Origin of the sequence: Nocardioides ginsengisegetis (assembly GCF_014138045.1) — a bacterium.
Taxonomy (GTDB): Bacteria; Actinomycetota; Actinomycetes; order Propionibacteriales; family Nocardioidaceae; genus Nocardioides; species Nocardioides ginsengisegetis.
The window spans coordinates 2,448,592-2,475,118 of record NZ_JACGXA010000001.1; the positions used below are offsets into that span (position 1 = coordinate 2,448,592).

General features: G+C 72.7%; 17 protein-coding genes. 7 read left to right on the forward strand and 10 right to left on the reverse strand.

Going from position 1 to position 26,527, the window contains the following annotated elements; genetic code table 11:
- Window positions 1-116 precede the first annotated feature (116 nt).
- Entirely contained in the window at window positions 117-1,085 is a 969-nt protein-coding gene (locus FB382_RS11765) for a hypothetical protein (protein WP_182539343.1), read from the forward strand.
- A gap of 2 nt (window positions 1,086-1,087) precedes the next feature.
- Here the strand turns inward: FB382_RS11765 and FB382_RS11770 are convergent, their stop codons facing one another.
- From FB382_RS11770 to FB382_RS11815, 10 genes are all read right to left on the reverse strand, one after another.
- A complete protein-coding gene (locus tag FB382_RS11770; RefSeq protein ID WP_182539345.1) occupies window positions 1,088-1,453 on the reverse strand; it encodes a DoxX family protein in 366 nt (121 codons plus the stop codon).
- 98 nt (window positions 1,454-1,551) lie between these two features.
- On the reverse strand, window positions 1,552-3,195 hold the full coding sequence (acpA, locus tag FB382_RS11775; protein ID WP_182539347.1) for an acid phosphatase: 1,644 nt from the start codon (window positions 3,193-3,195) through the stop codon (window positions 1,552-1,554).
- A gap of 69 nt (window positions 3,196-3,264) precedes the next feature.
- Window positions 3,265-4,107 carry a GNAT family N-acetyltransferase gene (locus tag FB382_RS11780; protein ID WP_182539349.1) on the reverse strand — a complete coding sequence of 281 codons (843 nt, stop codon included), beginning with the start codon at window positions 4,105-4,107 and terminating at the stop codon, window positions 3,265-3,267.
- A 9-nt stretch (window positions 4,108-4,116) separates the two neighbouring features.
- Window positions 4,117-5,367 (reverse strand): MFS transporter, encoded by a 1,251-nt coding sequence (locus FB382_RS11785; RefSeq protein ID WP_182539351.1) that lies wholly within the window; start codon window positions 5,365-5,367, stop codon window positions 4,117-4,119.
- Window positions 5,368-5,393: 26 nt separating this feature from the next.
- Window positions 5,394-6,563, reverse strand: coding sequence for an alkaline phosphatase family protein (locus tag FB382_RS11790; RefSeq protein ID WP_246377168.1), 1,170 nt, complete (start codon window positions 6,561-6,563; stop codon window positions 5,394-5,396).
- Window positions 6,560-7,876 carry an alkaline phosphatase family protein gene (locus FB382_RS11795; RefSeq protein WP_343055580.1) on the reverse strand — a complete coding sequence of 439 codons (1,317 nt, stop codon included), beginning with the start codon at window positions 7,874-7,876 and terminating at the stop codon, window positions 6,560-6,562. Before FB382_RS11795 ends, FB382_RS11790 begins: the two co-directional genes overlap by 4 nt.
- Before the next feature lie 505 nt (window positions 7,877-8,381).
- A complete protein-coding gene (gene ispG, locus FB382_RS11800; RefSeq protein WP_182539357.1) occupies window positions 8,382-9,533 on the reverse strand; it encodes a flavodoxin-dependent (E)-4-hydroxy-3-methylbut-2-enyl-diphosphate synthase in 1,152 nt (383 codons plus the stop codon).
- 22 nt (window positions 9,534-9,555) lie between these two features.
- The gene (locus FB382_RS11805) at window positions 9,556-10,863 is read right to left on the reverse strand and encodes a M50 family metallopeptidase (RefSeq protein WP_182539359.1); all 1,308 of its coding nucleotides are present in this window, start codon (window positions 10,861-10,863) and stop codon (window positions 9,556-9,558) included.
- The gene (locus FB382_RS11810; RefSeq protein WP_182539361.1) at window positions 10,860-11,960 is read right to left on the reverse strand and encodes a 1-deoxy-D-xylulose-5-phosphate reductoisomerase; all 1,101 of its coding nucleotides are present in this window, start codon (window positions 11,958-11,960) and stop codon (window positions 10,860-10,862) included. The genes FB382_RS11805 and FB382_RS11810 overlap by 4 nt, the downstream gene beginning before the upstream one ends.
- Window positions 11,961-12,008: 48 nt before the next feature.
- Window positions 12,009-12,533 (reverse strand): hypothetical protein, encoded by a 525-nt coding sequence (locus FB382_RS11815; RefSeq protein ID WP_182539364.1) that lies wholly within the window; start codon window positions 12,531-12,533, stop codon window positions 12,009-12,011.
- Window positions 12,534-12,704: 171 nt separating this feature from the next.
- Here FB382_RS11815 and FB382_RS11820 point away from each other — a divergent pair, with 171 nt between their 5' ends.
- The 6 genes from FB382_RS11820 to gabT all read left to right on the forward strand — a co-directional run bounded on the left by FB382_RS11820 (window position 12,705) and on the right by gabT (window position 26,482).
- The gene (locus tag FB382_RS11820; RefSeq protein WP_182539366.1) at window positions 12,705-14,714 is read left to right on the forward strand and encodes a sensor histidine kinase; all 2,010 of its coding nucleotides are present in this window, start codon (window positions 12,705-12,707) and stop codon (window positions 14,712-14,714) included.
- Complete coding sequence (locus FB382_RS11825; protein ID WP_182539368.1) at window positions 14,711-15,400, forward strand: response regulator transcription factor; 690 nt, start codon at window positions 14,711-14,713, stop codon at window positions 15,398-15,400. Before FB382_RS11820 ends, FB382_RS11825 begins: the two co-directional genes overlap by 4 nt.
- Window positions 15,401-15,410: 10 nt before the next feature.
- Window positions 15,411-18,605 carry an ATP-binding protein gene (locus FB382_RS11830; protein ID WP_182539370.1) on the forward strand — a complete coding sequence of 1,065 codons (3,195 nt, stop codon included), beginning with the start codon at window positions 15,411-15,413 and terminating at the stop codon, window positions 18,603-18,605.
- 1 nt (window position 18,606) lies between these two features.
- The gene (locus tag FB382_RS11835) at window positions 18,607-21,783 is read left to right on the forward strand and encodes an adenylate/guanylate cyclase domain-containing protein (protein WP_182539373.1); all 3,177 of its coding nucleotides are present in this window, start codon (window positions 18,607-18,609) and stop codon (window positions 21,781-21,783) included.
- An 81-nt stretch (window positions 21,784-21,864) separates the two neighbouring features.
- A complete protein-coding gene (locus tag FB382_RS11840; protein WP_182539375.1) occupies window positions 21,865-25,041 on the forward strand; it encodes an adenylate/guanylate cyclase domain-containing protein in 3,177 nt (1,058 codons plus the stop codon).
- An 88-nt stretch (window positions 25,042-25,129) separates the two neighbouring features.
- Window positions 25,130-26,482: a 4-aminobutyrate--2-oxoglutarate transaminase gene (gene gabT / locus FB382_RS11845; protein WP_182539377.1), complete on the forward strand. Its 1,353-nt coding sequence runs from the start codon at window positions 25,130-25,132 to the stop codon at window positions 26,480-26,482.
- Window positions 26,483-26,527 lie beyond the last annotated feature (45 nt).

Below are 26,527 nucleotides of genomic sequence, written 5' to 3' on the forward strand. Positions count from 1 at the left end.
GGGTGTGGTGGCCCGCGAACCAGTTCCGTCCCGACGCAACCTTTCCCCGCGCCCCGGCGTCAATGGGCTGCCGGACGATCCGGAAGCACACCACGACTCGACCCTCGGAGCCCTCGATGAAGCACTCCCGTCTCACCGCCACCCTGGCCGCCCTCGCCGGTCTCGCCGCCCTCGCGGCGCCCGCCGCTGCCGCCGACGCCACCACCCAGATCCGCCCCGGCACGCTGTCGCGCGGCCCGGCCGGGACGGTCCCCCACGTCTACGGCTCGGACCTGATCGACGGCGACCGGCACTTCTCGTTCGCGGGCCGCGAGGTGGTCTTCCTCGGCAAGTCCGGCGACGACTACCTCGTCGGCACCTGGCGCCAGGGCAGCACGACCTCCGAGAAGGTCGTGCGCGTGACGCCGGACGGACTGCGCACGACCGTCCTGAAGGGCGTCGAGCCCTCCTCGATCAGCCTCTCGCGGGACGGCGACCGACTGGTCCGGTCGCGCTACCTCGACAAGACGAAGCAGAGCCAGGTCAAGGCCTGGAGCTCCGCGGACGGCACGCCCGTCGCCCAGCGCACCTTCGCCGGCTACATCTCCGTGCTCGACGCCGACGGGTCGAAGATGGTGCTGAGCGGCAGCCTGCCGAGCCGGACCTTCTGGTGGAGCACCGGGAGCAACTCGACCAAGCGGATCTCCACCCTCACCGGCTACGAGGCCAGCATCCCGGCCGACCGGCTGGCCGTGCTGACCGGCGACCCCTACCAGGGCGGCTGCTCGGTGGTCTCCACGCTCTCCGACCCGGGCACCCGGATCTGGCGCAGCTGCGAGCAGGCGGTGATGGAGTTCTCGCCGTCGGGCAACCGGGTCACCACCGTCCACATCCTCACCGACGGCCTCGGCCCCGGAGTCGTCGAGCTGCACAAGGTCGGCGGCAAGCTGCTGCACCGGTGGTCGACGTACTACTTCGGCCAGGTGCTGTTCGAGTCGGGTGACACGATGCTGATGCTCGCGCACGGCAAGACCAAGACGGCGTGGGTGCGCTGCACCGGCGCCGACTGCGAGCGCACGTCCAAGCTGACCGACACGCAGCTCTGAGGTCAGTCCCCGCGTGCGGCGTTGAGCGCGGCCCGGATCATCGGCCACTGCAGCGGCAGCCGGGCGAAGGCGGCGACCTTCAGCCCCGTCCTGCGGGATCGGCGGACGTCCATCGCCATCTTCACGTTGCCCGGGTAGACGCCGACCAGCAGGGCGGCCGAGGCCAGGCCCGCCACCCGACGGGTCTGCGGCACGACCAGGCCGGCGGCGCAGGCCAGCTCGGCGACACCGCTGCCGAGGATCACCTCGCGGTGGGCCGGCACCCAGCTCGGCATCAGGGGCTCGTAGACCTCGGGCTTGACCAGGTGGACGGCGCCGCTGACGGCGAAGAGACCGGCCAGGACCTGGGTGCCGCGGGAGATGCTCACGCCGGCCAACCTAGCCGCCGGACGCAACGACGGGTGGGCCCGGTCCGAGGACCGGGCCCACCCGCTTTCGGGTCGTCGCCCCGGGAGGTGGGGGGCGACTACTTGTTGCCGGCGGCGACTGCCGCGGCCAGGCTGTGGGCACCCGCGTCGCGGGTCGACAGCGGAGCCAGGCCGAAGCTCCGCTCGAGGGTCGCCAGGATCGACGTGGTGTCGTACGTCGTGTGGTCGACCGCCGAGTGCTTCAGCGACGTCGACAGCACCAGCGCCGGCACCCGGGTGCCCGGGCCCCAGGCGTCCACCTTCGGCGGCGAGACGTGGTCCCAGGTGCCACCGAACTCGTCGTAGGTGACGACCACGAGGGTCTTGTCGGCCTGCGGCGAGCTGCTGATGGTCTTGAGCAGCTTGACCAGGTGGTCCGAGCCGTTGGGCTCGGACGCGTAGCCCGGGTGCTCGTTCTCGGCGCCGTAGGGCTTCACGAACGACACCGTCGGCAGGTGGCCCGCCTTCGCGGCCGAGAAGAAGTTCGTCTCGTCCTGCAGGTGGGCGCGGCCCGGCTTGCCGGGCGCGTAGTCGGCGAAGTAGTTGAACGGCTGGTGGTGGTACTGGAACAGCGCGCCCGGGTGGCCGGCCTCCGCGTCGTCCCAGCCGCCGGAGTACCAGTTCCAGCTGATGCCGGCGCCGGTCAGGCGGTCGCCGATGTTGGGGTACTGCGCGTCGTCGATCAGCGGGAGCTGCGCACCCGAGCCGTGCGGCGTGCTGGTCGGCTGGATGGTGTTGACGGCGTAGTCACCGCAGGCGTGAACCGCATCGTTGAGGGCCGGGTCGCCCGCGCACTCCTGGGTCAGCTTGTCGTCGACCACGCTGCCGGTCGCGTGGTACTGCGGGTAGCTCGTGGGCATCCCGTTGGCGTCCAGCACGGAGTTCTTCGCGCCGGACGCACCGTTGCTGGTGTCGAGGGGGGCCCGCGCGGCGATCAGGAACTGGTGGTTGAGGAACGACCCACCGAACGCGCCCTGGAAGAAGTGGTCGGCCACGACGTACTTCGGCGCGGCGTCGCTGTGGAGGTACTTCCAGATCGGCAGCTGCTTGGTGGCGTAGTGGCCCTGCGTGAGGCCGACCGCGTCGGAGCCGGTCGTGTAGCGGTCCTGCTTGCCGCCGTCGATCTGGTACTGCTCCTGGTAGAAGCGGTGGACCAGGTCGCGGGTGCAGCCGCCCGGCTCGGCGCCGTCGGAGTCCTTCAGGACGCCGTTGGGGGCGTAGACGCCCTCGGCCGGGCACGTCTTGTCCTCGGGCCTGATGTAGTCGTCGATGGCGAACGGCTTGTTGGCGAAGTGGCTGGCCGAGACGCCGTGGGCGTCGTCCTGGCAGGTGCTGGAGAGCGGCGGCGAGGTCAGGTTGACGTCGTCCTGCGGGAGGCAGGAGTACGCCGTGCCGTCCTGCGCGACCTGGGTCGCCCGGGCCCTCGGCGCGTCGGACAGGCCCACGACGTGCTGGCCGTGCACCTGTCCCCAGGTGCCGTAGAGGTTGTCGAAGGAGTGGTTCTCCTCGTAGATGACGACCAGGTGCTGGTAGCCACCCGGCAGGTGGCCGGGCGCGGTCGCCGCAGGGGCGGCCGCGGCGGTGGGCTCCCCGGTGGGCGCGTGGCGGTGGGTGGAGGCGGCCATCGCGGCCCCGCTCCCGAGCAGGAGGACAGTGGCGGTCGCGGTCCCGATGAGGACCTTCCGCAGACGTGAGGTGCGCATGGGGCCAAGCCTCCATGCCCGGGCGAGCGTCAATCTCCCGCGAGGTGAACCCCGGGTGAATTCAGCTGCTCAGAACATGACCGTCGCGAACCGCGCCGTCTCCACGAAGCCGACCTTCGCGTAGGTCCGGCGGGCGGAGTCGTTCCAGTTGTTGACGTAGAGCGAGACGATCGGTGCCACTTCGCGCCGCACCAGCTCGACCACGGCGGCCATGCCGGCGGTCGCCAGCCCCTCGCCGCGGCGGTCCGGCGGCACCCAGACCCCCTGGATCTGCGCGGCGTACGGCGTGGCGCAGGCGACCTCGGCCTTGAAGACCAGCCGGCCCTCGTCGAAGCGGGCGAAGGACCACCCGCGGTTCATCAGCTGGGTGACGCGCGCCCGGTAGAGCTCGGCGCCGCCGCCGTACTCCGGGGAGATGCCGACCTCCTCGGTGTACATCGCGACACAGGCCGGATAGAGCTCGTCCATGTCCGTGCGGGTGGTGCGGCGTACGCCGGGGTCCGGGGCGACCAGCGGCGTACCGCGGATCTCGAGGTGCGGCTGGTTCCACCGGAGCTCGCGCGGCTTGCCCCACCCGGCGGCGACGCCGTTCCAGAACACCTGCACGGCGTCGTGCGGACCCACGATCGTCGAGACGGTGCGTCCCCGCGTCAGCGCCCGCTCGGCGAACGCGCGTGCGTCCTCGGCGGTGGCCTGCACCGGCACCAGGTTGGCGCCGACGTGGCAGGCCGCCACCATCTCCCCGCCGTCGAAGCGGCCCCACATCTCGCCGCCGAGCCAGCGCGGCTCGAGGTTGGTCGTGCGGGCGCGGTAGTCGGTGAAGACGTTGACCACGGGGTCGCGGGACGCGAGCGCCAGGAAGGCGTCGAGGTCCGTGGCACCCAGCGGGCGCACTCCGTGGCGGGTGAGCACGCTGGGAGCCTAGAGGACGGCCTGTCGCTCGGGCCCCGCCTCCGCAGCGCGTCGCAGCGGCGAGGTCCAGGCGACGGCCACGGCCACGAGCTGGACGCACGCGAAGGCCAGCATGGTGGCGCGCAGCCCCAGGGGGCCGACCACGAGGCCGGAGAGGAGCGCACCGCCGGTCCAGCCGACGCCCCAGCTGAGCATCCGGCCCGCGGTGTTGACCCGGCCGAGGAGGTGCTCGGGAGTCACCTGCTGGCGGTAGGAGACGGCGTTGATCGCCGCCATCGTGGCGGCGTAGGACCAGGCGACCATCAGCGGCGCGACCAACCACCAGGTGCCGAGCCGGGACACGACGATGCCGATGACCGCGCCCGCCGGCAGGACGCCCAAGGTGATCTGTGCCGGCGTCAGGAAGTGGATCAGGCGCGGCAGGCTCAGCGACGCCACCAGGCCGCCCAACGCCCACGCGGCGTAGGTGATCCCGAATCGCCAGCCCTCGGTGCCCAGGCCCAGGACCCGGTCGAGCCAGACGACGGTGAGGGCCATGTAGCCGCCGAGCGAGAGGTTCTGGATCGCGCTGGTCAGCGTCATGGTGCGCACCCCGGCGTGCCCGCCCAACCAGGCCAGCCCCTCGCGGATGTCGCGCAGCACCAGTCCGGCGGTGAGTGGCGGGCGGGGCCGGGACGCGTCGTACAGGGGGCGGGTGATGCCGGAGACGAGCACGGCCGACACGGCGAACGTGACCGCGTCGAAGCCGAGCAGCCACGCCGGGTCGAGCACCGCGATCAGCACGCCGACGACCGAGGGCACGACGATCTCGAGCACGCTCTGCACCGACCAGGTGGCCGACGTGGCCGCGGCGATCCGGTCGCGGCCGACGATCATCGGGAGCGCCCCGAAGACCGCGCCGTCGAGGAAGACGCCGATCGTGGGACCGAGGAACGCCACGGCGAGCACGTGCGGGACGGTCACGCGGCCGAGGAGCGCCGCGAGCGGGATCGTGGCGAGCAGCAGCGTGCTCAGGACGTCGGCCACCACCATGACCCGGTGCCTGTTCCACCGGTCCGTGAGGGCACCGGAGAACAGCCCGAAGAGCAGGTACGGCGCCGCCTGGCAGCCGGCGACCAGCGCCGTCAGCCCGGCGTCGTGGCTGGTGCGGTAGACGAGCACCGGGAGTGCGACCAGCGTGGCGACGCTGCCGGTCGCACTCAGGGCGCGGGCGAGGAGGTACCGGAGGAAGTGGGGGTCCCGCAGGATCGTCGGCCTCACCGACGCCGACGGCTCACGTGTCCCAGTCAGTTGTCCCAGCCCGAGTTGTAGACGTCGAGGCCGAACGTCTCCACCCCGGGATCGTTGGCGTAGCCGAGCTTGTCGACCCCGAAGATCTCCTCCATCGACCCGAGCAGGGAGTAGTGGTTGTAGGGGGTCGTGCTCCAGGTGTTGGGCTTGACGAACCTGCTCAGCACCAGTGCGCCGATCCGGCCACCACCCGGGCCGGAGATGCCCGGCATCGCGCTGTTGGCGGAGGTCTCGGGGCCGCAGCAGGCGGTGGCGTCGGTCTGCGGACCGTCGGACTCGTCGGCGGTGATGTAGATGGCGCCGTTGCGGCGGTAGGCCGGCGAGGCCATCAGGATCGGCACCCACTTCTTCATCCACGTGTTGATCGACGTCAGCCCACCGGGACGCCCGTCGGCGCACGGGGCGTCGTGGCCGTCGTGGCACAGGTCGGGGGTGATGTAGACGAGGTTGGGCGTCGTGCGCGCGGTCTGGAGGTCCTTGCGCAGGTGCTTCATCCCGACGACGTGCCGCTCGCAGTACTTCTGGTGCCCGATGATCGACATGAAGTAGACGAAGGGGTTGTGCCGGACGGCGTAGTTCTTGGTCGCCGTCGCGTGCTGCGTCGGGTCGGGCTGGTCGACGGCCGGGTGCTGGCACGGGCGACGCATGTCGTCCATGTAGCCCCTCCACGACAGGCCCTTGTCGGTCAGCTGGCGCGGCAGCGTCGCGACCTCCTCGGGGAACACGCAGCCCTGGCCGACCGCCTGGCCGGGGTCCTGGTCACCGGTCTTCACGAACGTCGAGAACGTCTGGCAGTCCGACTGCATGACCGGGTTGGGGCCCTGCCCCGAGACCTGCGCGATGTAGTTGGGCTGGGAGTTGTGCGCCGTGCCGTAGTAGTGGTCGAGCAGCACGCCCTGCTTGCGCAGGGTCTTGGCGAGGTAGGGCGCCTCGGAGGTGTCGCCCCAGGTCTTGTCGTAGCCCTTGTTCTCGATGTTGATCACGAACACGTGCTTGATCGGCGGGACGTACGCCGACGTGCCGGCGCGCTGCAGGGGCGCCGTGCGGACGGCGGCCGTGTGGGCCGACTGCTGGGTGGTCGGACGGAACGCGGCGTCGGCCGGCGGCAGGACCAGGGCGAGGGCCGTGGCGGCGAGCAGCACCAGGCGGGTGCGTCGGGCGATCAATTCGGGAGTCTCCATCCCTGGTCGAGGGCGAGCTCCTTGAGCTCACCCCATTCGGCGAACTCGGCGCCACCCTCCTCCTTCGGCGCGGTCGCGCAGCCGAGAGGAGTGACGGTGGGGACGGTGTAGGTCGGGGACGCGGTGTTCGGTGGGTTGCCGAAGTCGAGCACCTCGGCGATGTTACGGGCGTTGGCGTCGCGGGGCGTCAGCGGCTTGAGGCCCCAGCGCCACTCGATCATCCTGAGCACCGAGGTGTGGTCGTAGACGTGGTGGGAGATGTAGTTGCGACGGGCCAGCGGCGAGATCATCAGCGCCGGCACCCGGAAGCCGCGCAGGGCGGTCTTGGGCGAGACGTCCGGCGCCGTGGTGGGCGGGACGTGGTCGTAGAAGCCGCCCCACTCGTCGTAGTTGATGACCAGGACGGTCTTCTCCCAGCCCGGACCGTTGCGCACCGCGTCGTACACCTGGTTGAGGAAGGCCTGGCCCGCGCGCACGTCGGCGTGCGGGTGGTCGTCGTTGGAGGTGCCGGACTCCTCGTCCTGGAAGCGCGGGTCGACGAACGACACGGCCGGCAGGGTGCCCGCGGCGGCGTCGGTGAGGAAGTCGGCGAAGTGGAACGAGATGTCCTGGTGGGTGCCGTACCAGAGCGCGGTGAAGGGCACGTCGCTGTAGTAGTACTTGCCCGAGACGCCCTTGGCCGCGAGCCGGTCCCAGATCGTCTTGAGCGTGCACTGGCTGGTGTTGTTGTGCAGCCGGTCGGTCTGTGCGGCGTGCATGTAGAAGCGGTTGGGGTAGGTCTCGGCCATCACCGCGGAGAAGTAGCGGTCGAAGGTCGTCCAGTCGCGGGCCGCGCCGGCGTAGAACGGCAGGTCGGCGTCGGTGTAGTAGCCGATCGCGAGCAGGTCGTTGCGGCCCGACCGCAGGAAGCCGTTGCACTTGCCCCCGTTGAGCTGGATCCGGCCACCCTCGTAGGAGTGGTCGGGGTCGTTGAAGCCGCAACTGTCGAAGGCCTCGAGGTGGTGCGTCTGGTGACGCACGCCGTAGCGGTCCTTGTAGGTCAGGCCCGCCTGCTTGCCGTCGGCACCGGGCAGCCAGCCGAGGAAGTGGTCGAAGGAGCGGTTCTCCATCATCACCACCACGACGTGCTCGATGCCGGACTTGCCCGGCGCGGGCAGCACGCTCGTGGTGTCGGTCCGGGTGCTGGTGGAGCTGGCTGCGTTGGCTGCGTCCTCGGGCCACCAGCGGGTGGCGCCGGCGGCCGCGGCGAGGCCGGTGGCCCCCGCCGCGCCGAGCAGCTGTCGTCGGGAGATCGTCACAGGCTGAACTATGCGCTGCCCAGCGCGCCGCGTCACGGTTCTGGACGAGATTCGTCGGCTTGTTCGCCGGACGTTCAACACAGACGTCGACTCGGCGCTACTGCAGACGCCCAGACGCTCGAGTCGGCGCAACTGCCGGGGGTGACTGGCGCCCGCGCGGGTGGCCCGCTGGCGGCGGGAGCGGTGAGCTGTGAACCCTTTCGCCGCACGGTTCGGTTCTTAGCTCACCGTCGGGTCGGCCGGGCGGTGGGTGATGAACCGTTTCCAGGTCGGGTTCGGTTCATGGCTCACCGCTGGGGCCGCTCGGGGTGCGCCTGGGGCGGGGCGGCGGCGGAGCGCAGCGGAGCCTCGCCCCGACCGCCGCCTGAAGCCGATCGCGCGAGGCTCGCAGTCAAGGACGCCGAAGGCGCCGCGAAGCGGGCGGAGCTCCTTGACGGCGAGACGCGATCGGCTACCGCAGCGCACCCCACCCGCAGACGGCAGGTGCGCCGACTCGGCGGTCGGGTCAGGAGACGGAGACCGAGGCGGAGGCGCCGTCGACGGCCTCCATGCCTTCGGCGATCCGCATGGCCTCCTCGATGAGGGTCTCCACGATCTGCGACTCGGGGACGGTCTTGATGACCTCGCCCTTGACGAAGATCTGGCCCTTGCCGTTGCCGGAGGCGACGCCGAGGTCGGCCTCGCGGGCCTCCCCCGGGCCGTTGACGACGCAGCCCATGACCGCGACGCGGAGCGGCACCTCGAGGCCGTCGAGACCCGCGGTGACCTCCTCGGCCAGCTTGTAGACGTCGACCTGGGCACGGCCGCAGGACGGGCAGGAGACGATCTCGAGGCGACGCGGCTTGAGGTTGAGCGACTCCAGGATCTGGAGACCGACCTTGACCTCCTCGACCGGCGGCGCGGACAGCGAGACGCGGATGGTGTCGCCGATGCCCTGGCTGAGCAGATGGCCGAAGGCCACCGAGGACTTGATGGTGCCCTGGAACGCCGGGCCGGCCTCGGTCACGCCGAGGTGGAGCGGCCAGTCGCCGGCCGCGGCGAGCAGCTCGTAGGCGCGGACCATGACGACCGGGTCGTTGTGCTTGACCGAGATCTTGAAGTCGTGGAAGTCGTGCTCCTCGAAGAGGCTGGCCTCCCAGACCGCCGACTCGACGAGCGCCTCGGGCGTCGCCTTGCCGTACTTGTCGAGGATCCGCTTGTCGAGGGAGCCCGCGTTGACGCCGATCCGGATGGAGGTGCCGCGGTCCTTGGCGGCCCGCGCGATCTCCTTGACCTGGTCGTCGAACTTGCGGATGTTGCCCGGGTTGACCCGGACCGCTGCGCAGCCGGCGTCGATGGCCGCGAAGACGTACTTCGGCTGGAAGTGGATGTCGGCGATGACCGGGATCTGGGAGTGCTGGGCGATCTCGGCGAGCGCGTCGGCGTCGTCCTGGCTCGGGCAGGCCACGCGCACGATGTCGCAGCCGGTCGCGGTGAGCTCGGCGATCTGCTGGAGCGTGGCGTTGACGTCGGAGGTGAGCGTGGTCGTCATCGACTGCACGCTGATCGGCGACTCGCTGCCGACCCCGACACTCCCGACCTTGATCTGGCGGGTCTTGCGGCGGGGGGCGAGCACGGGCGGCGGGGCCGACGGCATGCCCAGGCTGACTTCGGTCATGCGTTCAGGTTACTGGCGCGGGTCACGAGTAGAGGTGGACGGGTACGACGAGGTCGCCGACGATCAGGACCACACCCATGACGAGCAGCGCGCTGGCCACGACGTAGGCGATCGGCAACAGCTTGGCGACGTCGACGTAGCCGGGGTCGGGGCGCCCGCGCAGTCGGGCGAAGGCCCTGCGGGCCGCCTCCCACAGGGCGCCCGCGATGTGGCCGCCGTCGAGCGGGAGCAGCGGGATGAAGTTGAACATCCCGATGAAGAAGTTGAAGCCCGCGATCAGCATCAGCAGGAAGACGGCCTTGTCGGCCAGCGGGAAGGCCGCCTGGGAGACCGTCTCCCCCGCGAGCCGGCCGCCGCCGACGATGCTGACGGGGCCCTGCGGGTCGCGCGGCTCCGCGCCCACGATCGCCTTGGCGACGCCGAAGACCTTGACCGGGAGCGACCCGAGCGCGACGACCGTCTGCTTGGTCATCGTGCCCATCTGCTCGACGGTGTAGAGGGGGCCGCCGGTGCCGAGAGCGGCGTGCGGGGTGAAGCCGAGGAAGCCGACCTGGATCTTGGTGTCGTCGGTCTCCGAGGTCGGGCGCAGCGCCACGGTGGTGTTGGTGGTGAGCACCTGCTCGGCGCCGTCGCGCAGCACCGTGATCTTCGCGGCGCCGTCGTCGTTGGCACGGATCAGCGACTGCAGCTGCTTCCAGCCGGTGATCTCGGTGCCGTTGAAGGCGGTGATCCGGTCGCCGACCTGCAGGCCCGCCAGCTTCGCCGGGCTGACGGGGTCGGAGGCCGTGCAGACGCGGCCGTCCTCGTCGGCGGGCACGACGCACGCCTCGACGTGGTCGACGACCGGGCTGATCCGGACGTCGCCGGGGTTGCCGTAGGTGCCGAAGACGACCAGGAAGATGCCGAAGGCGATCAGGATGTTGACCGTCGGGCCGCCGGCCATCACGACGACCTTCTTCCACCACGACATCTTGTAGAAGAGGCGGTCCTCGTCGCCGGGCTGGACGTGCTCGGCCTCGGCCGCCCGCGCGTCGGAGATCAGCTGGGTGAACAGGCCGGTGCTGCTCTCGCGCAGCCGGTCGGTGCCCTTCTGGGGCGGCAGCATCCCGACGATCTTGACGTAGCCGCCGAGCGGGACCCCCTTGACGCCGTACTCGGTCTCGCCGACCCGCTTGCTCCACACGGTGGGCCCGAAGCCGATGAAGTACTGGGTGACCTTCCCGCCGAACTTCTTCGCCGGGATCATGTGGCCGAGCTCGTGGAGGCCGATCGAGGCCAGGATGGCGACGATGAAGATCACCACGCCGAGCGTGTAGTACAGGGCGGTCATCCGGTTCCTTCGAGTCCTTCGATCGTGGCCGCGGCGGCGTCACGGGCCCACGCGTCGGCGGCCAGAACGTCGTCGACGGTGAGGTGCTCCTTCGAGGGTACGTCGTGCTCCGCGAGCACGGCGCCAACTGTCGGAACGATGTCGTTGAAGGCGAGCCGGCCGGCGCGGAAGGCCTCGACGCAGACCTCGTTGGCGGCGTTGTAGACGGCAGGCGCGGTGGCCCCTGCCTCGCCCGCGCGCCGGGCCAGGGCGACGGCGGGGAACGCCTCGTCGTCGAGGGGGAAGAACTCCCAGGTCTCGGGTCGGGTCCAGTCGACCGAGGGGGCCGCGTCGGGCACCCGGTCGGGCCAGTTCAGGCCGAGCGCGATCGGGATGAGCATCGTCGGCGGGCTGGCCTGCACGAGCGTCGAGCCGTCGACGAACTCCACCATCGAGTGGACGACGCTGGTGGGGTGGACGACGACCTCGATCCGGTCGAAGGGGATGTCGAAGAGCAGGTGCGCCTCGATCACCTCGAGCCCCTTGTTGACCAGGGTCGCGGAGTTGATGGTGATGACCGGGCCCATGTCCCAGGTCGGGTGGTTCATGGCCTGCTCGGGGGTCACGTCGGCCAGCTCCGCACGGGTGCGGCCGCGGAACGGGCCGCCGCTCGCGGTGAGCACGAGCCGGCGTACCTCCTCGGCGGTGCCCCCGCGCAGGCACTGGGCCAGCGCGCTGTGCTCGGAGTCGACCGGCACGATCTGCCCCGGGGCCGCCCGCTCGAGGACCAGCGGGCCGCCCATGATCAGCGACTCCTTGTTGGCCAGGGCGAGGACGTTGCCGGCGTCGAGGGCGGCCAGCGTCGGGCGGAGGCCGACCGCGCCGGTGATGCCGTTGAGCACGACGTCGCACGACCGGGACGCGGCCTCGATGCTGGCCTCCTCCCCCAGCCCGCTGTACGCCGGCGCGAACTCGGCGACCTGCTGCTCGAAAAGGTCGGGGTTGGACCCGCCGGCGGTCAGGGCCACCACCCGGAAGCGGTCCGGGTTGGCGCGCACGAGGTCGAGGGCCTGGGTGCCGATGGACCCGGTGGATCCGAGGATGGCGACGTCTCTCACCCGGGCATCCTCCCAGCAGGGCGTGGGAGGAGTCCCGGACGGGGCGGCTCAGGAGCAGGACTCCTGCGACCGGTCCACGGTCACGGTCCCGTTGGCGTTGACGGTCGTCTTGCCGGACAGCGTGATCAGCAGGCTCGACCCGTCGGTGCCGGTCATCGGGACCCGGAGCCGGAACTGCATGACCCGCACGGAGTCGTCGTCGAGGTCGGTCACGACACCGTCGGCCTTCTCCCGGTAGGTGCCGGTGTACGTCGGCCGCGTGGGGTCGTCGGGCGTGAGCTGGATCCAGCCGTCGACCACACCGTTGATGTGGATCTCCCCCGGGACCTGGCCGCCGGGAGCCCGCACGACGTCGAAGCCCCCGTGCCGGATCTCGTGGAAGGTCGTCGCCCACGGGCCGCACGCGTTCTCCTGGGCGGACCAGTGCTCGGTGCCGTCGAACTCCTCGGGGACGTAGACGTGCTGCGCCCTGCCGGCCTGGGCCGAGGCGAGAGCCAGCCCCGGCGCCAGCGCGGCGACGAGGACGCCAGCCGCGAGGGCGGCGGCGGGACGGAGGGTGGTGTGGTGTCGCATCAGGGTCTCGATTCGCCAGGGCCGGTTGGTCCGGCCGGGTGCCGGCACTGCACCACTCCGCGGGGACTGGGCGCATCGGTCCGCAGACCCGGTCGACCCGGGAGCATGTCCCGGCCCGACCGGGACGGCTGCCCCTCGTCGCAGGCCTGCACCCGGGTCCACACTTCTCGCATGGCCACTGCCCCACCGGCGGTGATTCGGGACCGTCGGCTCGCCCTCCTCGGGTGGCTGTTGGCCGCCCTCGCGCTGGCCCTGATGGCCAGCGTCCCGCTGTCGGTCTCGGGCGGCGTCAACGAGCGGCCCGGGGTCCGGGCCGGCTACCCGGTCTCCGAGTGGCTCGCACACACGGTGATCGTGGCGGTCCTCGTGGGCTCCGGCGCGTGGCTCACCCAGCTCCGGCCGCGCAACGCGATCGGGTGGATCCTGCTGGCGAGCGGCGTTCTGCAAGGCATCCAGACGGGCTTCGACGCCTACGGGATCCGGGCCGTGACCGACCCCGACCGGTCCCTCCCCCTGGCGCGCACGATCGCGTGGATCGCCCAGTGGACGTGGATCCCGGCGTTGCTGGTGATCGTGACGATCCTGCCCATCGTCTACCCGACCGGGCGCCCGAGCTCGCGCTTCTGGCACCGGCACCTGCAGGTCACCGTCGTCGGGCTCGTCTTCCTCGTGTCGGCCGCCGCGCTGGCCTTCGGGGCCGGCAACGACTCGGTGACGGACGCACCCGAGGCGTTCCACGCGCCCCTCTGGCTGGTCGTCCCGCTGGCCGCGGTCGGCATCGCCGTGACCGCAGCGGCGACGGCCGTCACGCTGGTCGGCACCGTCGTGCGGACCTTCCGGGCGACCAGCCCCGAGCGTCAGCAGCTGGCCATGCTGGTCGGCATCGTGACCCTGATGGTCCCCACGGCCTTCCTGTCCCAGCCGGTCTTCGGCTTCGTCTACGCAGCGGTCCCGGTCGCGGTGACGGTCGGCGTGCTCCGCTACAACCTGCTCGGGATCGAGGTCGTGGTCCGCCGGACCCTGCTCTACGTGCCGCTGACGCTGCTGGTGGCGCTGGTGGTCGGCCTCACCACCGCCACCCTGGCCCGGCTGGTGCCGGACGGACCGCTCCCACTCGTCGTCGCGTCGGCGCTCGTGGCCGTGCTGATCTTCCCGGTCTCCGGGCTGCTGCGGCGGACGGTGGACCGCCTGGTCCTCGGCGAGCGCGCCGATCCCCTGGAGCAGGTCGCCGGTGTCGGCGCCGGCGTGAGCGAGCCCATGGACGACCCCGTGACGTCGATGCTGACGGCGGTCGCTGCCGCGACGGGAGCGACGTACGCCGCCGTGTTGGACGATGGCGGCACCCCGACCGCCGAGCTGGGCGACCGCAGCGGCCAGCCCCACACGGTGGCGCTGCGCCACGGGCACCACCTCCTGGGCAGCCTGCTGATCGGTCCCCGGCCGGCCGAGCGACGGGTCAGTGGCGCCGATGCCCGGCTGGTCGACGCCCTCGCCCCGCACCTCGCGATGGTCGTCTGGTCGGTGCGCCTGACCGAGGCGCTCGACGAGGAGCGGGACCGGGTGACCCGGGCGACCCTCGCGGAACGGGATCGTCTCCGCCGCGACCTCCACGACGGGCTGGGGCCCTCGCTGTCCGGGATCGCCCTGGGCCTGGAGGCGGCGAGCCACGCGCTGGTCCGGGACCCGGAGGGGGCGGCGGCGATCCTGTCGCGGACCCGGGACGAGGCCGACAGCGCGGTGCGGGAGATCCGCCGCGTCATCGACGGGCTGCGGCCCCGCGTGCTGGACGAGCGCGGCCTGACGGGTGCCGTGCGCGAGACCGCTACCGGCCTGGGCCTGGGCCGGCCCGGCGGGATCCGCTTCGCCCTCCACGCGACGCCCCTGCCCGACCTGCCGCCCCAGGTCGAGGAGGCGGCGTTCCGGATCGTCGCCGAGGGCCTGACCAACGTCGTGCGCCACTCTGCGGCCCGGCACTGCACCGTGCTGCTGTCATGCACCGGGAGCTGCCTGGAGCTCGGGATCGAGGACGACGGGACGGGGCTGTCCGGCGGCGGGCGGCGCGGGCACGGGCTGGACTCGATGCAGCGTCGCGCGAGCGCCCTCGGCGGGCGGCTCGTGGTGAGCGCCCGAGCCCCGCACGGCACCCACGTCAACGCCGTCATCCCCTGGGGGGCGTCATGACCGTGAGGGTCGTGGTCGCCGACGACCACCCGATGTACCGCTTCGGCCTCCAGGCGGTCCTCGACCAGTCCGCGGAGGTCGAGGTGGTGGCCGGGGCCGCCACCGGCCGCGAGCTGATCGAGGCCGTCGCCCTGCACCGACCGGACGTGGTCGTGACCGACCTGTCGATGCCCGACGTCAACGGGGTCGAGGCGACCCGGACCATGCTCGCCGAGCAGCCGGGACTGGCCGTCCTGGCACTGACGATGCACGAGGACGACGAGCACGTGCGCGCCGCCCTGGCCGCCGGCGCGCTGGGATACCTGGTCAAGGGCGCCGACGGGGAGTCCATCGTGCGGGCCGTCCTCGCGGTGGCGGCGGGTGACGCGGTCTACGGCGGACAGGTCGCCCGACGCCTGACGGCCCTCCTGACCGGGCCGCCGACGCCGGCCGAGTCCCCCTTCCCGGAGTTGACCACGCGCGAGCAGGAGGTGCTGTGCCTCCTCGCGGACGGGTGCGGCAACCACGAGATCGCCCGCCGGCTGGCGATGAGCGAGAAGACGGTCCGCAACCACGTCTCGCACGTGCTCCTCAAGCTGGGGGTGCCTGACCGCACGGCCGCCGCCCTCAAGGCGCGTGACGCGGGCGTCCGGCCGGCCCGAGAGGACGGCGACGAATCGGGCCCGGTGGCGGACACCCGCGGTTAGGCTCGCGACCATGGGTGACCTCGGCACGCCGGACGGCGCTGCCTGTGAGAGCTGCGGCGGTGCCCTGGCACCGTCGGCCAAGTTCTGCCCCGAGTGCGGCACCCCCGTGGTCGCGGTCGCCCCCGAGCCCGAGGTCCGCAAGACCGTGACGCTGCTCTTCACCGACGTCACCGGGTCGACCGCGATGGGCGAGCAGCTCGACCCCGAGGCCTACCGCGCCGTGATGGGCCGCTACTTCGAGGTCGCCCGGGCGGCCGTCGAGCGGCACGGCGGCACGGTCGAGAAGTTCGTCGGCGACGCCGTCCTCGCCGTCTTCGGGATCCCCGAGATCCGCGAGGACGACGCCTTGCGTGCGGTGCGTGCCGCCCATGAGCTCAACGAGGGCGTAGCCGCACTGTCCGACGAGCTCACCCGCACCCTCGGTGTCGCGCTCACGATCCGCACCGGCGTCAACACCGGATCGGTGGTGGCCGGGAGCGCGCGGGCCGGTGGCTCGTTCGCCACCGGCGACGCGGTCAACACCGCCGCCCGTCTCGAGCAGGCCGCTCCCCCGGGCCGGATCCTGCTCGGCGAGACGACCTGGTCCCTGGTCCGCGACGCGGTCGAGGTCGAGGCGGTCGAGCCGGTCGCCGCCAAGGGCAAGGCCGAGCCCGTGCCGGCGTACCTCCTCATCTCCGTGGGGGATGCCGACACCGGCCGGACCCGCAACCTCGGCGCCGAGCTCGTCGGTCGCGACCGCGAGACCCGCACCCTCGAGGACGTCCTCGAGCGCACGCTGGAGTCGGGGCGCAGCCACCTCGTCACGATCCTCGGCGCCCCGGGCATCGGGAAGACGCGGCTGATCTCGGACTTCCTCGCCCGCGTCGGGGACCGGGCCGACGTCGTCTCCGGACGCTGCGTGTCCTACGGCCAGGGCATCACCTACTGGCCCGTCGTCCAGCTGCTGCGCCAGGCCCTCGGCCTGACCGGCACCGAGTCCGAGGAGGTCACCCGGCACGCGCTCTCCGCGCTGGTCGGCGAGACCCCCGACGCCGGCCAGGTCGTCGACCTCGTGCTGCCGATCCTGGGCGGCTCGGGGCAGGCGGGCGGTAGCGACCAGACCTTCTGGGCCGTACGCCGCGTGCTGGAGCAGCTCGCCCTCCGCAAGCCCCTCGTGGTCACCGTCGACGACCTGCACTGGGCCGAGCCGACCCTGCTGGAGCTGCTCGAACGGGTCCGCGACGAGGTGCAGGACCTGCCGCTGCTGATGATCTGCCAGGCCCGCCCGGAGCTGCTCGACGACAACCCTGACTGGGGCCGCGGGTCGATGAACTGCACGACCTTCGGGCTCGAGCCGTTCACCGTCGACCAGACCCGACACTCCCTCACGGCGCTGCTCGGGCCGGGCGTGCCCGACGAGGTGGTCGCAGCAGTGGCCGGTTGGGCCGGGGGCAACCCGTTGTTCGTGGAGGAGATCGCCACGCACCTCGTCGAGACGGGACTGCTGGTGCGCGAGGGCGACGACTGGGCGCTCCGCGGCAGCCTCGACTCCGCGCAGGTGCCGCCGACGGTGGCCGCGCTCGTGGCCGCCCGTCTCGATCGGCTGCCGCTCGCCGAGCGCCGGCTTCTGGAGCGGGTCTCGGTGATCGGCCTCGAGCTGACCCTCGACGACGCGCACGCCATGGCCGACGGCGACCTCGACGCCGCGGAGGTGCCGGCTCTCCTGGCCGCGCTGACCCGGCGCGACCTGCTCCGCCGCGTGCGTGACCACGCCGGCGAGTCCTGGGCGTTCCGACACGTGATGGTCCGCGACGCGGCGTACGACGCCCTGCCGAAGGCGGTGCGCGCTGAGCTCCACCAGCGCTTCGCCGAGCGGATCGAGGCCTCCGACGGCGAGGCCGGGTCCGAGCGGCTCGCCTTCGTCGGGCACCACCTCGAGCAGGCCGCCCGCTACCGGCGAGAGCTGATGCCCGGTGACGCGGCGACCGAGGCGCTCGTCGTCCGGGCCGCGACCGCCCTGGCCTCGGCCGGCGATCTCGCACGCACGCGCCAGGACCTCCCCGCCGCCGACGCGCTGGTCCAGCGGGCCGTCGACCTCGAGGTGCCGGACCTGTCCGTGCGACGGCTCCTGCTCAACCAGCTCGCCCAGCTGCACAACGACCAGGGCCGCAGCGCCGAGCTGACGGCCGTGCTCGACCGGTACGAGGCGGCGCTCGACGCCACGGCGACGCCGCTCGACCACGCCTACCTGCTCGCCCAGCGCCTGCTCGCAGGCCTGGAGGTCGGTGACGACGTCGACCCGGCGCTCGTCGAGGAGGCCGGACACGAGGTGGTCCGGCTCGCGACCGAGAGCGGGGACCACCGTCGCGTGGTCGAGGGGCGGCTGGCCCTCTTCCACGCGCAGATAATGCGCGCCCAATGGGCGGCGGCCGAGCGCGTGGCGGTCACCCTCGCGGACGAGCGCGGCGCCCAGGACAGCCTGCTGGCGCAGATCATGATGGGCGCGATCGTGATCCACGGTCCCCGTCCGGCCGAGGACCTGATCAGCTACGCCGAGCGACAGCTGGCGGAGGGCGCCGGGTGGCTGACCCCGGCGGGCACCACCCGCCTTCGGCTGCTGGCCCTGACCGGCCGGTCGTGGCTCGACCCGTCGGTCCTCCCCGACGCCTTCGCGACCCTCGACCAGCTGATGGAGATCAGCCCCACCGACCACCTGTCCGAGATGCTGATGGCCGAGTGCGCCATGATGGCCGGCGACCTCACGGTGGCGATCGCGCAGCTGCGCAAGTCCGTGGACCGCAACCGTGCCCTGGGCGGCCTGTCCTACGTCTCGACCTACCTCGCCTGGTTGGCCTGCAGCCTGCTGGAGCGCGGCGACCCCGACGACGAGGCGGCGGGCATGCTCGCCGAGGCGCGCGGCTACACCAGCCCGCACGACGTCATCTCGGTGGCGCTCCTGGCCGCCGGCGACGCCTTCCTGGCCGCCCGGAGGGGCGATCACGCGGTGGCCGAGGCACGGGCCGCCGAGGCCATCGAGGTCGTCGATCGCAGCGACATGCTGGCGCAGCAGGCCGACATCCGTCGCTATGCCGCCCAGGTCGCGGGCGAGCGCGGGGACCGCGAGGCCCAGCGCCGGCTGCTGACCGAGGCCCGGGAGCTCTACGCCGCCAAGCACCTGCACTTCTGGGTCGAGAGGATGGAGCAGCTGCTGGAGGAGCTGCGCTGACATGGCGACCACCTGCGCGGCCTGTGCGGCCGAGATCCCGGATCGATCGAAGTTCTGCCTCGAGTGCGGCACCCCCGTGGTCGCGGTCGCCCCCGAGCCCGAGGTCCGCAAGACCGTGACGCTGCTCTTCACCGACGTCACCGGGTCGACCGCGATGGGCGAGCAGCTCGACCCCGAGGCCTACCGCGCCGTGATGGGCCGCTACTTCGAGGTCGCCCGGGCGGCCGTCGAGCGGCACGGCGGCACGGTCGAGAAGTTCGTCGGCGACGCCGTCCTCGCCGTCTTCGGGATCCCCGAGATCCGCGAGGACGACGCCCTCCGCGCGGTCCGCGCCGCCCACGAGCTCAACCTGGGCGTAGCCGCACTGTCCGACGAGCTCACCCGCACCCTCGGCGTCGCGCTCACGATCCGCACCGGCGTCAACACCGGATCGGTGGTGGCAGGCGCCGCCCGGGCGGGCGGTTCCTTCGCCACCGGCGACGCGGTCAACACCGCCGCCCGCCTCGAGCAGGCCGCCGCGCCGCGCACCATCCTGCTGGGTGGGTCGACGTACGACCTGGTGCGCGACGCCGTCGAGGTCGAGGCGGTCGAGCCTGTGGCGGCCAAGGGCAAGGCCGAGCCCGTGCCCGCCTACCGGCTCCACCGGGTCCTGGACGTGGAACGTGGCCGGGCCCGGCGCAACGACGGCGCGCTGGTCGGCCGGGAGCGTGAGAGCCGCGCCCTCGACGACGCCCTCGAACGGACTCTGGAGCTCAGCCGCAGCCACGTCGTGACCGTGCTGGGGGCACCCGGGTTGGGCAAGACGCGGCTGGTCGACGAGTTCCTGCTGCGGATCGGCGAGCGGGCCCGGGTGGTCAGTGGTCGGTGCGTGTCCTACGGCCAGGGCATCACCTGGTGGCCCGTGGTCCAGATCCTGCGCCAGTCGCTCGACCTGTCCGGCCACGAGTCCGAGGAGGTCACCCGGCATGCCCTCTCACTGGCCCTCGCCGACACCGCCGACGGCCCGACGGTCGTCGACCTCCTGATGCCGCTGCTCGGCAAGGGCGGTGACGCCGGTGACAGCGACCAGACCATGTGGGCCGTCAGCCGGCTCGTGGAGGACCTGGCGGCGCACCGGCCCCTGGTGGTGACCCTCGACGACCTGCACTGGGCCGAGCCGACCCTGGTCGAGCTGCTCGACCGGCTGCGCCACGAGCTCACCGACCTGCCCCTGCTGCTGATCTGCCAGGCGCGTCCCGAGCTGCTGGACGAGCACCCCGACTGGGGCGCCGGGTCGGTCAACACCTCGATGCTCGGCCTCGAGCCGCTCACCCGTGACCAGACAGGCACCTCACTGGCGCACCTCCTCGACGGCGGTGTTCCCGACGACGTCCGCGACATCGTGTCCGACTGGGCGGGCGGCAACCCGTTGTTCATCGAGGAGCTGACCACCCACCTGGTCGAGTCGGGGATCCTGGAGCGCCGGGCCGAGGCCTGGCAGCTGACAGGCGGTCCGGCTCCGGTCAGCACGCTCGTCCCACCCTCGGTGAGTGCGCTCCTGGCAGCCCGTCTCGACCGGCTGCCGACCGAGGAGCGCATCCTGCTCGAGCGATGCTCTGTCGTCGGTCTCGAGCTCCGCACCGACGAGGCGGTCGTCCTCACCGGGCAGGAGCCGGCCGAGGTCGCCCGGTTGCTCGGGTCGCTCGCCCGCCGCGACCTGCTGCGTCGGGTGCGGCTGGCCGGCGGCGCCGAGCGGTGGCGGTTCTGGCACGTGATGGTGCGGGAGGCGGCGTACGACGCCCTGCCGAAGGCGGTCCGCGCCGACCTGCATGAGGTCTTCGCGGATCACACGGCGTCCACGGACGACGAGGAGTCCGGTCCCGAGCGACTCGCCTTCGTGGCCCACCACCGGGAGCAGGCGGCTCGCTACCACTCCGAGCTGGCGCCGAGCTCGGACGCTGCCCTCCGGTCGGCCGGCCGTGCGGCTGTCGCACTCGCCGCCGCCGCCGACGATGCCCGGGACCGCGACGACCTGACGGCGTGCGAGGGGTTGCTGCGACGGGCACTGGAGCTCACCGGGGTCGAGCGCAGGGTGCGGCGGGATCTGCTCGCCCGCCTGGTCGTCGGCAGCGCCGACCTCAGCGGCGTCGATCTCGATGAGATCATGCACGCCTACGCGGCCGCCATGGACGACTCGGCGACCGCCCTCGATCGTGCGTTCCTCGCCAGCGGGCGGCTGCAGGTCCGGCTGCTGGCCGCGGAGGACCTCGACCCCGAGGTGACCCTCGCGGCGGCCAGCGAGGTTGTCCGCCTGGCCCGTGAGGCGGGAGACCGGAGCCGGCTGGTCCACGGTCTGACGGCGATCTTCCGGAGCCACCAGGTGCACGCCCGCTGGGGCGAGGCCACGTCCGTCCTGCGGGAGATGGCCACGAGCGGCAGCCCCGGGGACCGTCGCGAGGCAGAGGACCAGTTGGGCGTCGCACTCATGTGCGGACCCGCACCCCTCTCGGAGGCTCGCGCACACGCGCTCCGGATGCAGCAGCAGCCTGGTCGCTCGCGGGAGCGACGCGAGCGAGACCTCGGGCTGCTCGCCTGCGCGGAGGCGGGCCTCGGGCTGCCCGGGGCACTCGAGACGACCCGACGACTCGCTGCCGAGCTGTTCGCCGGTGTCGCGACGACCCCCGGCCGGATGGTCGACCTGTACTTCTCGGCGGCCGGTCTCGACGAGTCCGAGCTCGCCATCGACCTGCTCGTGCCACTCGCCGCGGAGCTGCGGGCGCGTGGCGGCCAGGTCTACGCCTCGACCTACCTGCTCATGGAGGCCCTGCACCGACTCGAGCTGGGCCAGGACACCGAGACGGTGATGCCGATCCTCGAGGAGGCGCGCACGCTCACCTCCCCCTACGACGTCCTCTCGAGCGCCAGCCTGGCCGCCGCCGACGCGATCCTGACCGCCCGGGCGGGCGACCACGAGCGGTCCGTGGCGCTGGCGCGCGAGGCCAGCCGGATCGTCGACACCGGTGACGAGCACTGGGGTCGGGGCGACGTGCACCGGTGGCTGGCACTGGCCGCGGCGACGAGGGGTGACCACGCCGAGCATCGCCGGCTCCTCCAGCGGGCGGTCGGCCACTACCGCGCCAAGGAGCTGAACGTGCTCGCCGCGCGCCTGGAGCTGGAGCTCGCCGCCGCGCGTGACTGAACGCCAGTCCTCGCTCGTCGTGATCTGCCTGGCCCGCCTCTGAGCCTCCCCGGTCCCCCGGGGCGGGTCTACGCTCCGGTCATGAGCGCGTCGCCGACCGGTGACCGGAGGTGCGAGGAGTGCCTGGCAGTCCTCGCCCCGACGGCGCGCTTCTGCCCGGAGTGCGGCGCCCGGGTGGCACCGGGGTCCCAGCCGGAGAACCGGCGCACGGTGACCCTGCTGTTCAGCGACGTGACCGGCTCCACCGCGATGGGCGAGCAGCTGGACCCCGAGGCCTACCGGCGGCTGATGACGCGCTACTTCGCGGTCGCGCGGGAGGCGGTCGAGCGGCACGGCGGGCAGGTGGAGAAGTTCGTGGGTGACGCCGTCCTCGCCGTCTTCGGGGTGCCGGAGGTGCGGGAGGACGACGCGCTCCGAGCGGTGCGGGCCGCCCACGACCTGACGGCCGCGGTGGCGGCTCTGTCCGCGGAGATCGAGCGGACCCTGGGCACCAGCCTGCTGGTCCGCACGGGCGTCAACACCGGCTCGGTCGTCACCGGCGCGGCGTACGCCGGTGGCTCGTTCGTGACCGGCGACGCGGTCAACACGGCGGCCCGGCTGGAGCAGGCCGCCGCGCCCGGGCAGGTGCTGCTGGGCGCCGCGACCCTCGCCCTCGTGCGCGACTCGGTCGAGGTCGGGCAGGCCCTGGCCATCGCGGCGAAGGGCAAGTCCCAGCCCGTGGTGGCCCATGCCCTGATCTCGGTGACCGACGCGGCGGAGGGGCGGGTCCGCCGCCCCGAGACCCCGCTGGTCGGGCGCGACCGGGAGGCGGAGGTCCTCGACGTCACCCTCGACCGGACCCTGGAGTCGCGGCGCGGCCACCTGGTCACCGTGCTCGGCGACCCCGGGATCGGCAAGACCCGGTTGGTCGACGACTTCGTCCGGCGCATCGGCGACCGCGCCCAGGTCGTCGGCGGGCGCTGCGTCTCCTACGGCCAGGGCATCACCTACTGGCCGGTCGTCCAGCTGCTGCGCCAGGCCCTCGGACTCACCGGCAACGAGTCCGAGGAGGGCACCCGGCACGTCGTGGCCCGGCTCGGTGAGGGCGTCCCTGACTGGGAGCAGGTCGTCGAGCTGGTCCTGCCCCTCCTGGGCGGGTCGGGCGAGCCCGGTCGGTGCGACCAGACCTCGTGGTCGGTGGCCCGGGTGCTCGAGCAGCTCGCCCTGCGCCGCCCGCTCGTCGTCACCGTCGACGACCTGCACTGGGCCGAGCCGACGCTCGTCGAGCTGCTGGAGCGGGTCCGCGACGAGGTGGCAGACCTCCCCCTCCTCTTCGTGTGCCAGGCCCGGCCCGAGCTGCTGGACCGTCAGCCCGGCTGGGGCGGCGGCTCCCTGAACTCCACGCTCTTCGCCCTCGACCCCTTCAGCACCGCCCAGACCGGCACCTCGATCACCGGACTGCTGGGCGGTCCAGTCCCGCCCGAGGTCGCCGTCGCCGTCGCCGACTGGGCCGGTGGCAACCCGCTGTTCGTCGAGGAGATCACCGCGCACCTCGTCGAGGAGGGGGTGCTCGTCCAGGACGACGGGGCCGGCTGGGTCCTCGTCGGCGACCTGTCGCAGGCGCGGGTGCCGCCGACGGTCAGCGCCCTGATCGCCGCCCGGCTCGACCGGCTGCCCGTGGCCGAGCGTCAACTGCTCGAGCGGGTCTCGGTGGTGGGCCTGGAGCTGACGACGTACGACGCCCTCGCCCTGGTCGACGACGCCGCGACGGTCGAGCACCTCCTGTCGGTCCTCGCCCGGCGCGACCTGCTCCGCCGGACCCGCGGCCGCCAGGGGGACACCTGGGCGTTCCGGCACGTGCTGGTCCGCGAGGCGGCGTACGCCGCCCTGCCGAAGGAGCTGCGCGCGGAGCTGCACGAGCGCTTCGCCGCGCGACTGGAGACCTCGGCCTCGGACGCCGGCCCCGAGCGCGTCGCCTTCGTGGCCCACCACCTCGAGGCCGCCGCCCGCCTCCGGCACGAGGTGACACCCGGGTCCCCGGAGGCGATCGGCCTGGCCATCCGGGCCGCGACGACCCTCGCGGCCGCTGCCCAGGAGGCCGTCGACCGCGACGACAGCCCCGCGGCGGAAGGGCTGCTCCGGGGGGCACTCACCCTCTCGGGACTCGCCCCGGCAGCGCGCCGCGACCTGATGGCCCGGCTGAACGCACTGTTGCTGGGGCGCGGCCGGATCGCGGACTCGAAGGCCCTGATCGAGGAGTACGCCGCCACCCTGGACGACCCGCCGGCCGGCATCGACGTGGCGTACGTGCGCGCCTGGCGGCTCTCGCACGCGTTGACCGGGGCCGAGGATGTCGATCCCGCCGACCTCGCAACCGCCGCCCGCGAGCTCGCCGACCTGGCCCGCGCCGCCGACGACCTGGTCCGTCTCGACCAGGCGTTGGTGGTGGCGATGCACGGGGTCGAGATGCTCGCGCAGTTCGACGAGCTCCTGCGGCTGAGCGAGGAGGAGGCGGGGCTCGGGGGCGCCCCCGCGCGGCATGCCGAGTCGGTCCGGCCCTTCGCGCTCATGTTCGGGACGAGGCCGATGTCGGTGACTGCCGAGAACACCGCGCGGCTGGCCGCGCTGCCGGGCCGGTCACGGCTGTTCCGGGTCTGGATGCAGGTGTACGCCGCCATGTGCGCCGCCGCGATGGCCACGCCGGACTCGGCGGCGCTCGTGGAGGCGGCCGGGCGCGCCGCGGCGGCGCTCGACCCCGCGGACGCGGACGAGCTGACCGCGACCCTGGCCGAGGCCAACCTCCTCCTCGGCAACTACCCGGAGGCCATCACCTACTTCGAGCGCAGCATCGCCCGGCACCGGCGCTGGGGCGGCCTCGCCTTCGCCTCGACCGATCTGGCCCAGCAAGCAGGGGTGCTGCTGGCGCTGGACGCGCCGCTCGACCGTGTGCGCGAGATCCTGGCGGAGGCGGAGGCCGTGACGTCGCGGCACGACGTGCTCAGCCTGGCCCTGGTGGCGATGGGTCACTGCGTCGTCGCGGCCCGCGAGGGTGATCTCGAGGAGGCGGCCCGGCGGGCGACCGAGGCCGTCGAGACCGTCGACCGGGGCGACCTGAGCATCATGCGTCCACGGATACGCGTGGTGGTCAGCGAGGCGGCCCGCCTGCGGGGAGATCGTGCCGAGGAGCAACGGCTGCTCGGCGAGGCCCTGGAGCTCTGCAGGGCCAAGGAGCTCCACGCGATGAGCCGGAGGATCGAGGAGCGGCTCCGTAGTCTCTAGCAGCATTTCGCGCGGATTCCGTCGCGATGTCTAGATTTGGCAGTCCTTTCCGTCGCGAAAGGGGGAGGAGCGCCGCTACTCTCGCAGCATGACCCACCCGACCTCCGGGGGCCCCGGCCTTCCGCAGGAGCGACGACTCGTCACCGACATCCCCGGTCCCCGGTCCCTGGAGCGGCTCGAGCGCAAGCGCGCGTTCGTCGCCGACGGGGTGGGCACGATGCTCCCGGTCTTCGTGACCGCGGCCGGCGGCGGCATCCTCCACGACGTCGACGGCAACGCCCTGATCGACCTCGGGTCGGGGATCGCCGTCACGTCGGTCGGCAACTCCGCGCCGTCGGTGGTCCGGCGGGTGCACGAGCAGGTCGACGCGTTCACCCACACCTGCTTCATGATCACCCCATACGACGGCTACGTGGACGTCTGCGCCGAGCTGGCCGAGCTGACCCCCGGGGTGCACGCCAAGAAGTCGGCCCTCTTCAACTCCGGCGCGGAGGCGGTCGAGAACGCCGTCAAGATCGCCCGCGTGGCGACCGGCCGGGACGCGGTCGCGGTGTTCGACCACGCCTACCACGGGCGCACCAACCTCACGATGGCCATGACCGCCAAGGCGATGCCCTACAAGCACGGCTTCGGGCCGTTCGCGGGCGAGGTCTACCGGGCGCCGATGAGCTACCCCTACCTCGACGGGCGGTCCGGTGCCCAGGCGGCCGCCGCGGCGATCGACGTACTGGAGAAGCAGGTGGGCGCCGGCAGCCTCGCGTGCGTCGTGATCGAGCCGATCCAGGGCGAGGGCGGCTTCGTCGTACCCGCGCCGGGCTTCCTGCCGGCGATCTCGGCCTGGTGCGCGGCCAACGGCGTCCTGTTCGTCGCCGACGAGATCCAGACCGGCTTCTGCCGGACCGGCGACTGGTTCGCCTGCGACCACGAGGGCGTCGTGCCCGACCTGGTCACCACGGCGAAGGGCATCGCCGGCGGGCTGCCGCTCGCGGCCGTGACCGGCCGCGCCGAGCTCATGGACGCCGTGCACGTCGGCGGCCTCGGCGGCACCTACGGCGGCAACCCGGTCGCCTGCGCCGCCGCCCTCGGCGCGATCGAGGAGATGCACACCCACGACCTGGCCGCGCGAGCCCGGGACATCGGAGTGCTCATGGAGAAGCGGCTCGGTGCACTGGCCGCTGAGCACCCGGTGATCGGCGACGTGCGCGGACGCGGAGCGATGATGGCCATCGAGCTCCGCACCCCGGGGACCGGTCTCGGGGGCGACCCCGAGCCGGCCCGCGCGGCCGCCGTGTCGGCCTGGTGCCACGCCCACGGCGTCGTCACCCTGACCTGCGGCACCTGGGGCAACGTGTTCCGCTTCCTGCCTCCCCTGTCGATCTCGGACGCCCTGCTCGAGGAGGGACTCGACGTCGTGTCCGAGGCGTTCGCCGCCACTGCCTGAGACATCCCCGCACAACCCCTGACGCACCGAGTCGGTGTGGGCTCC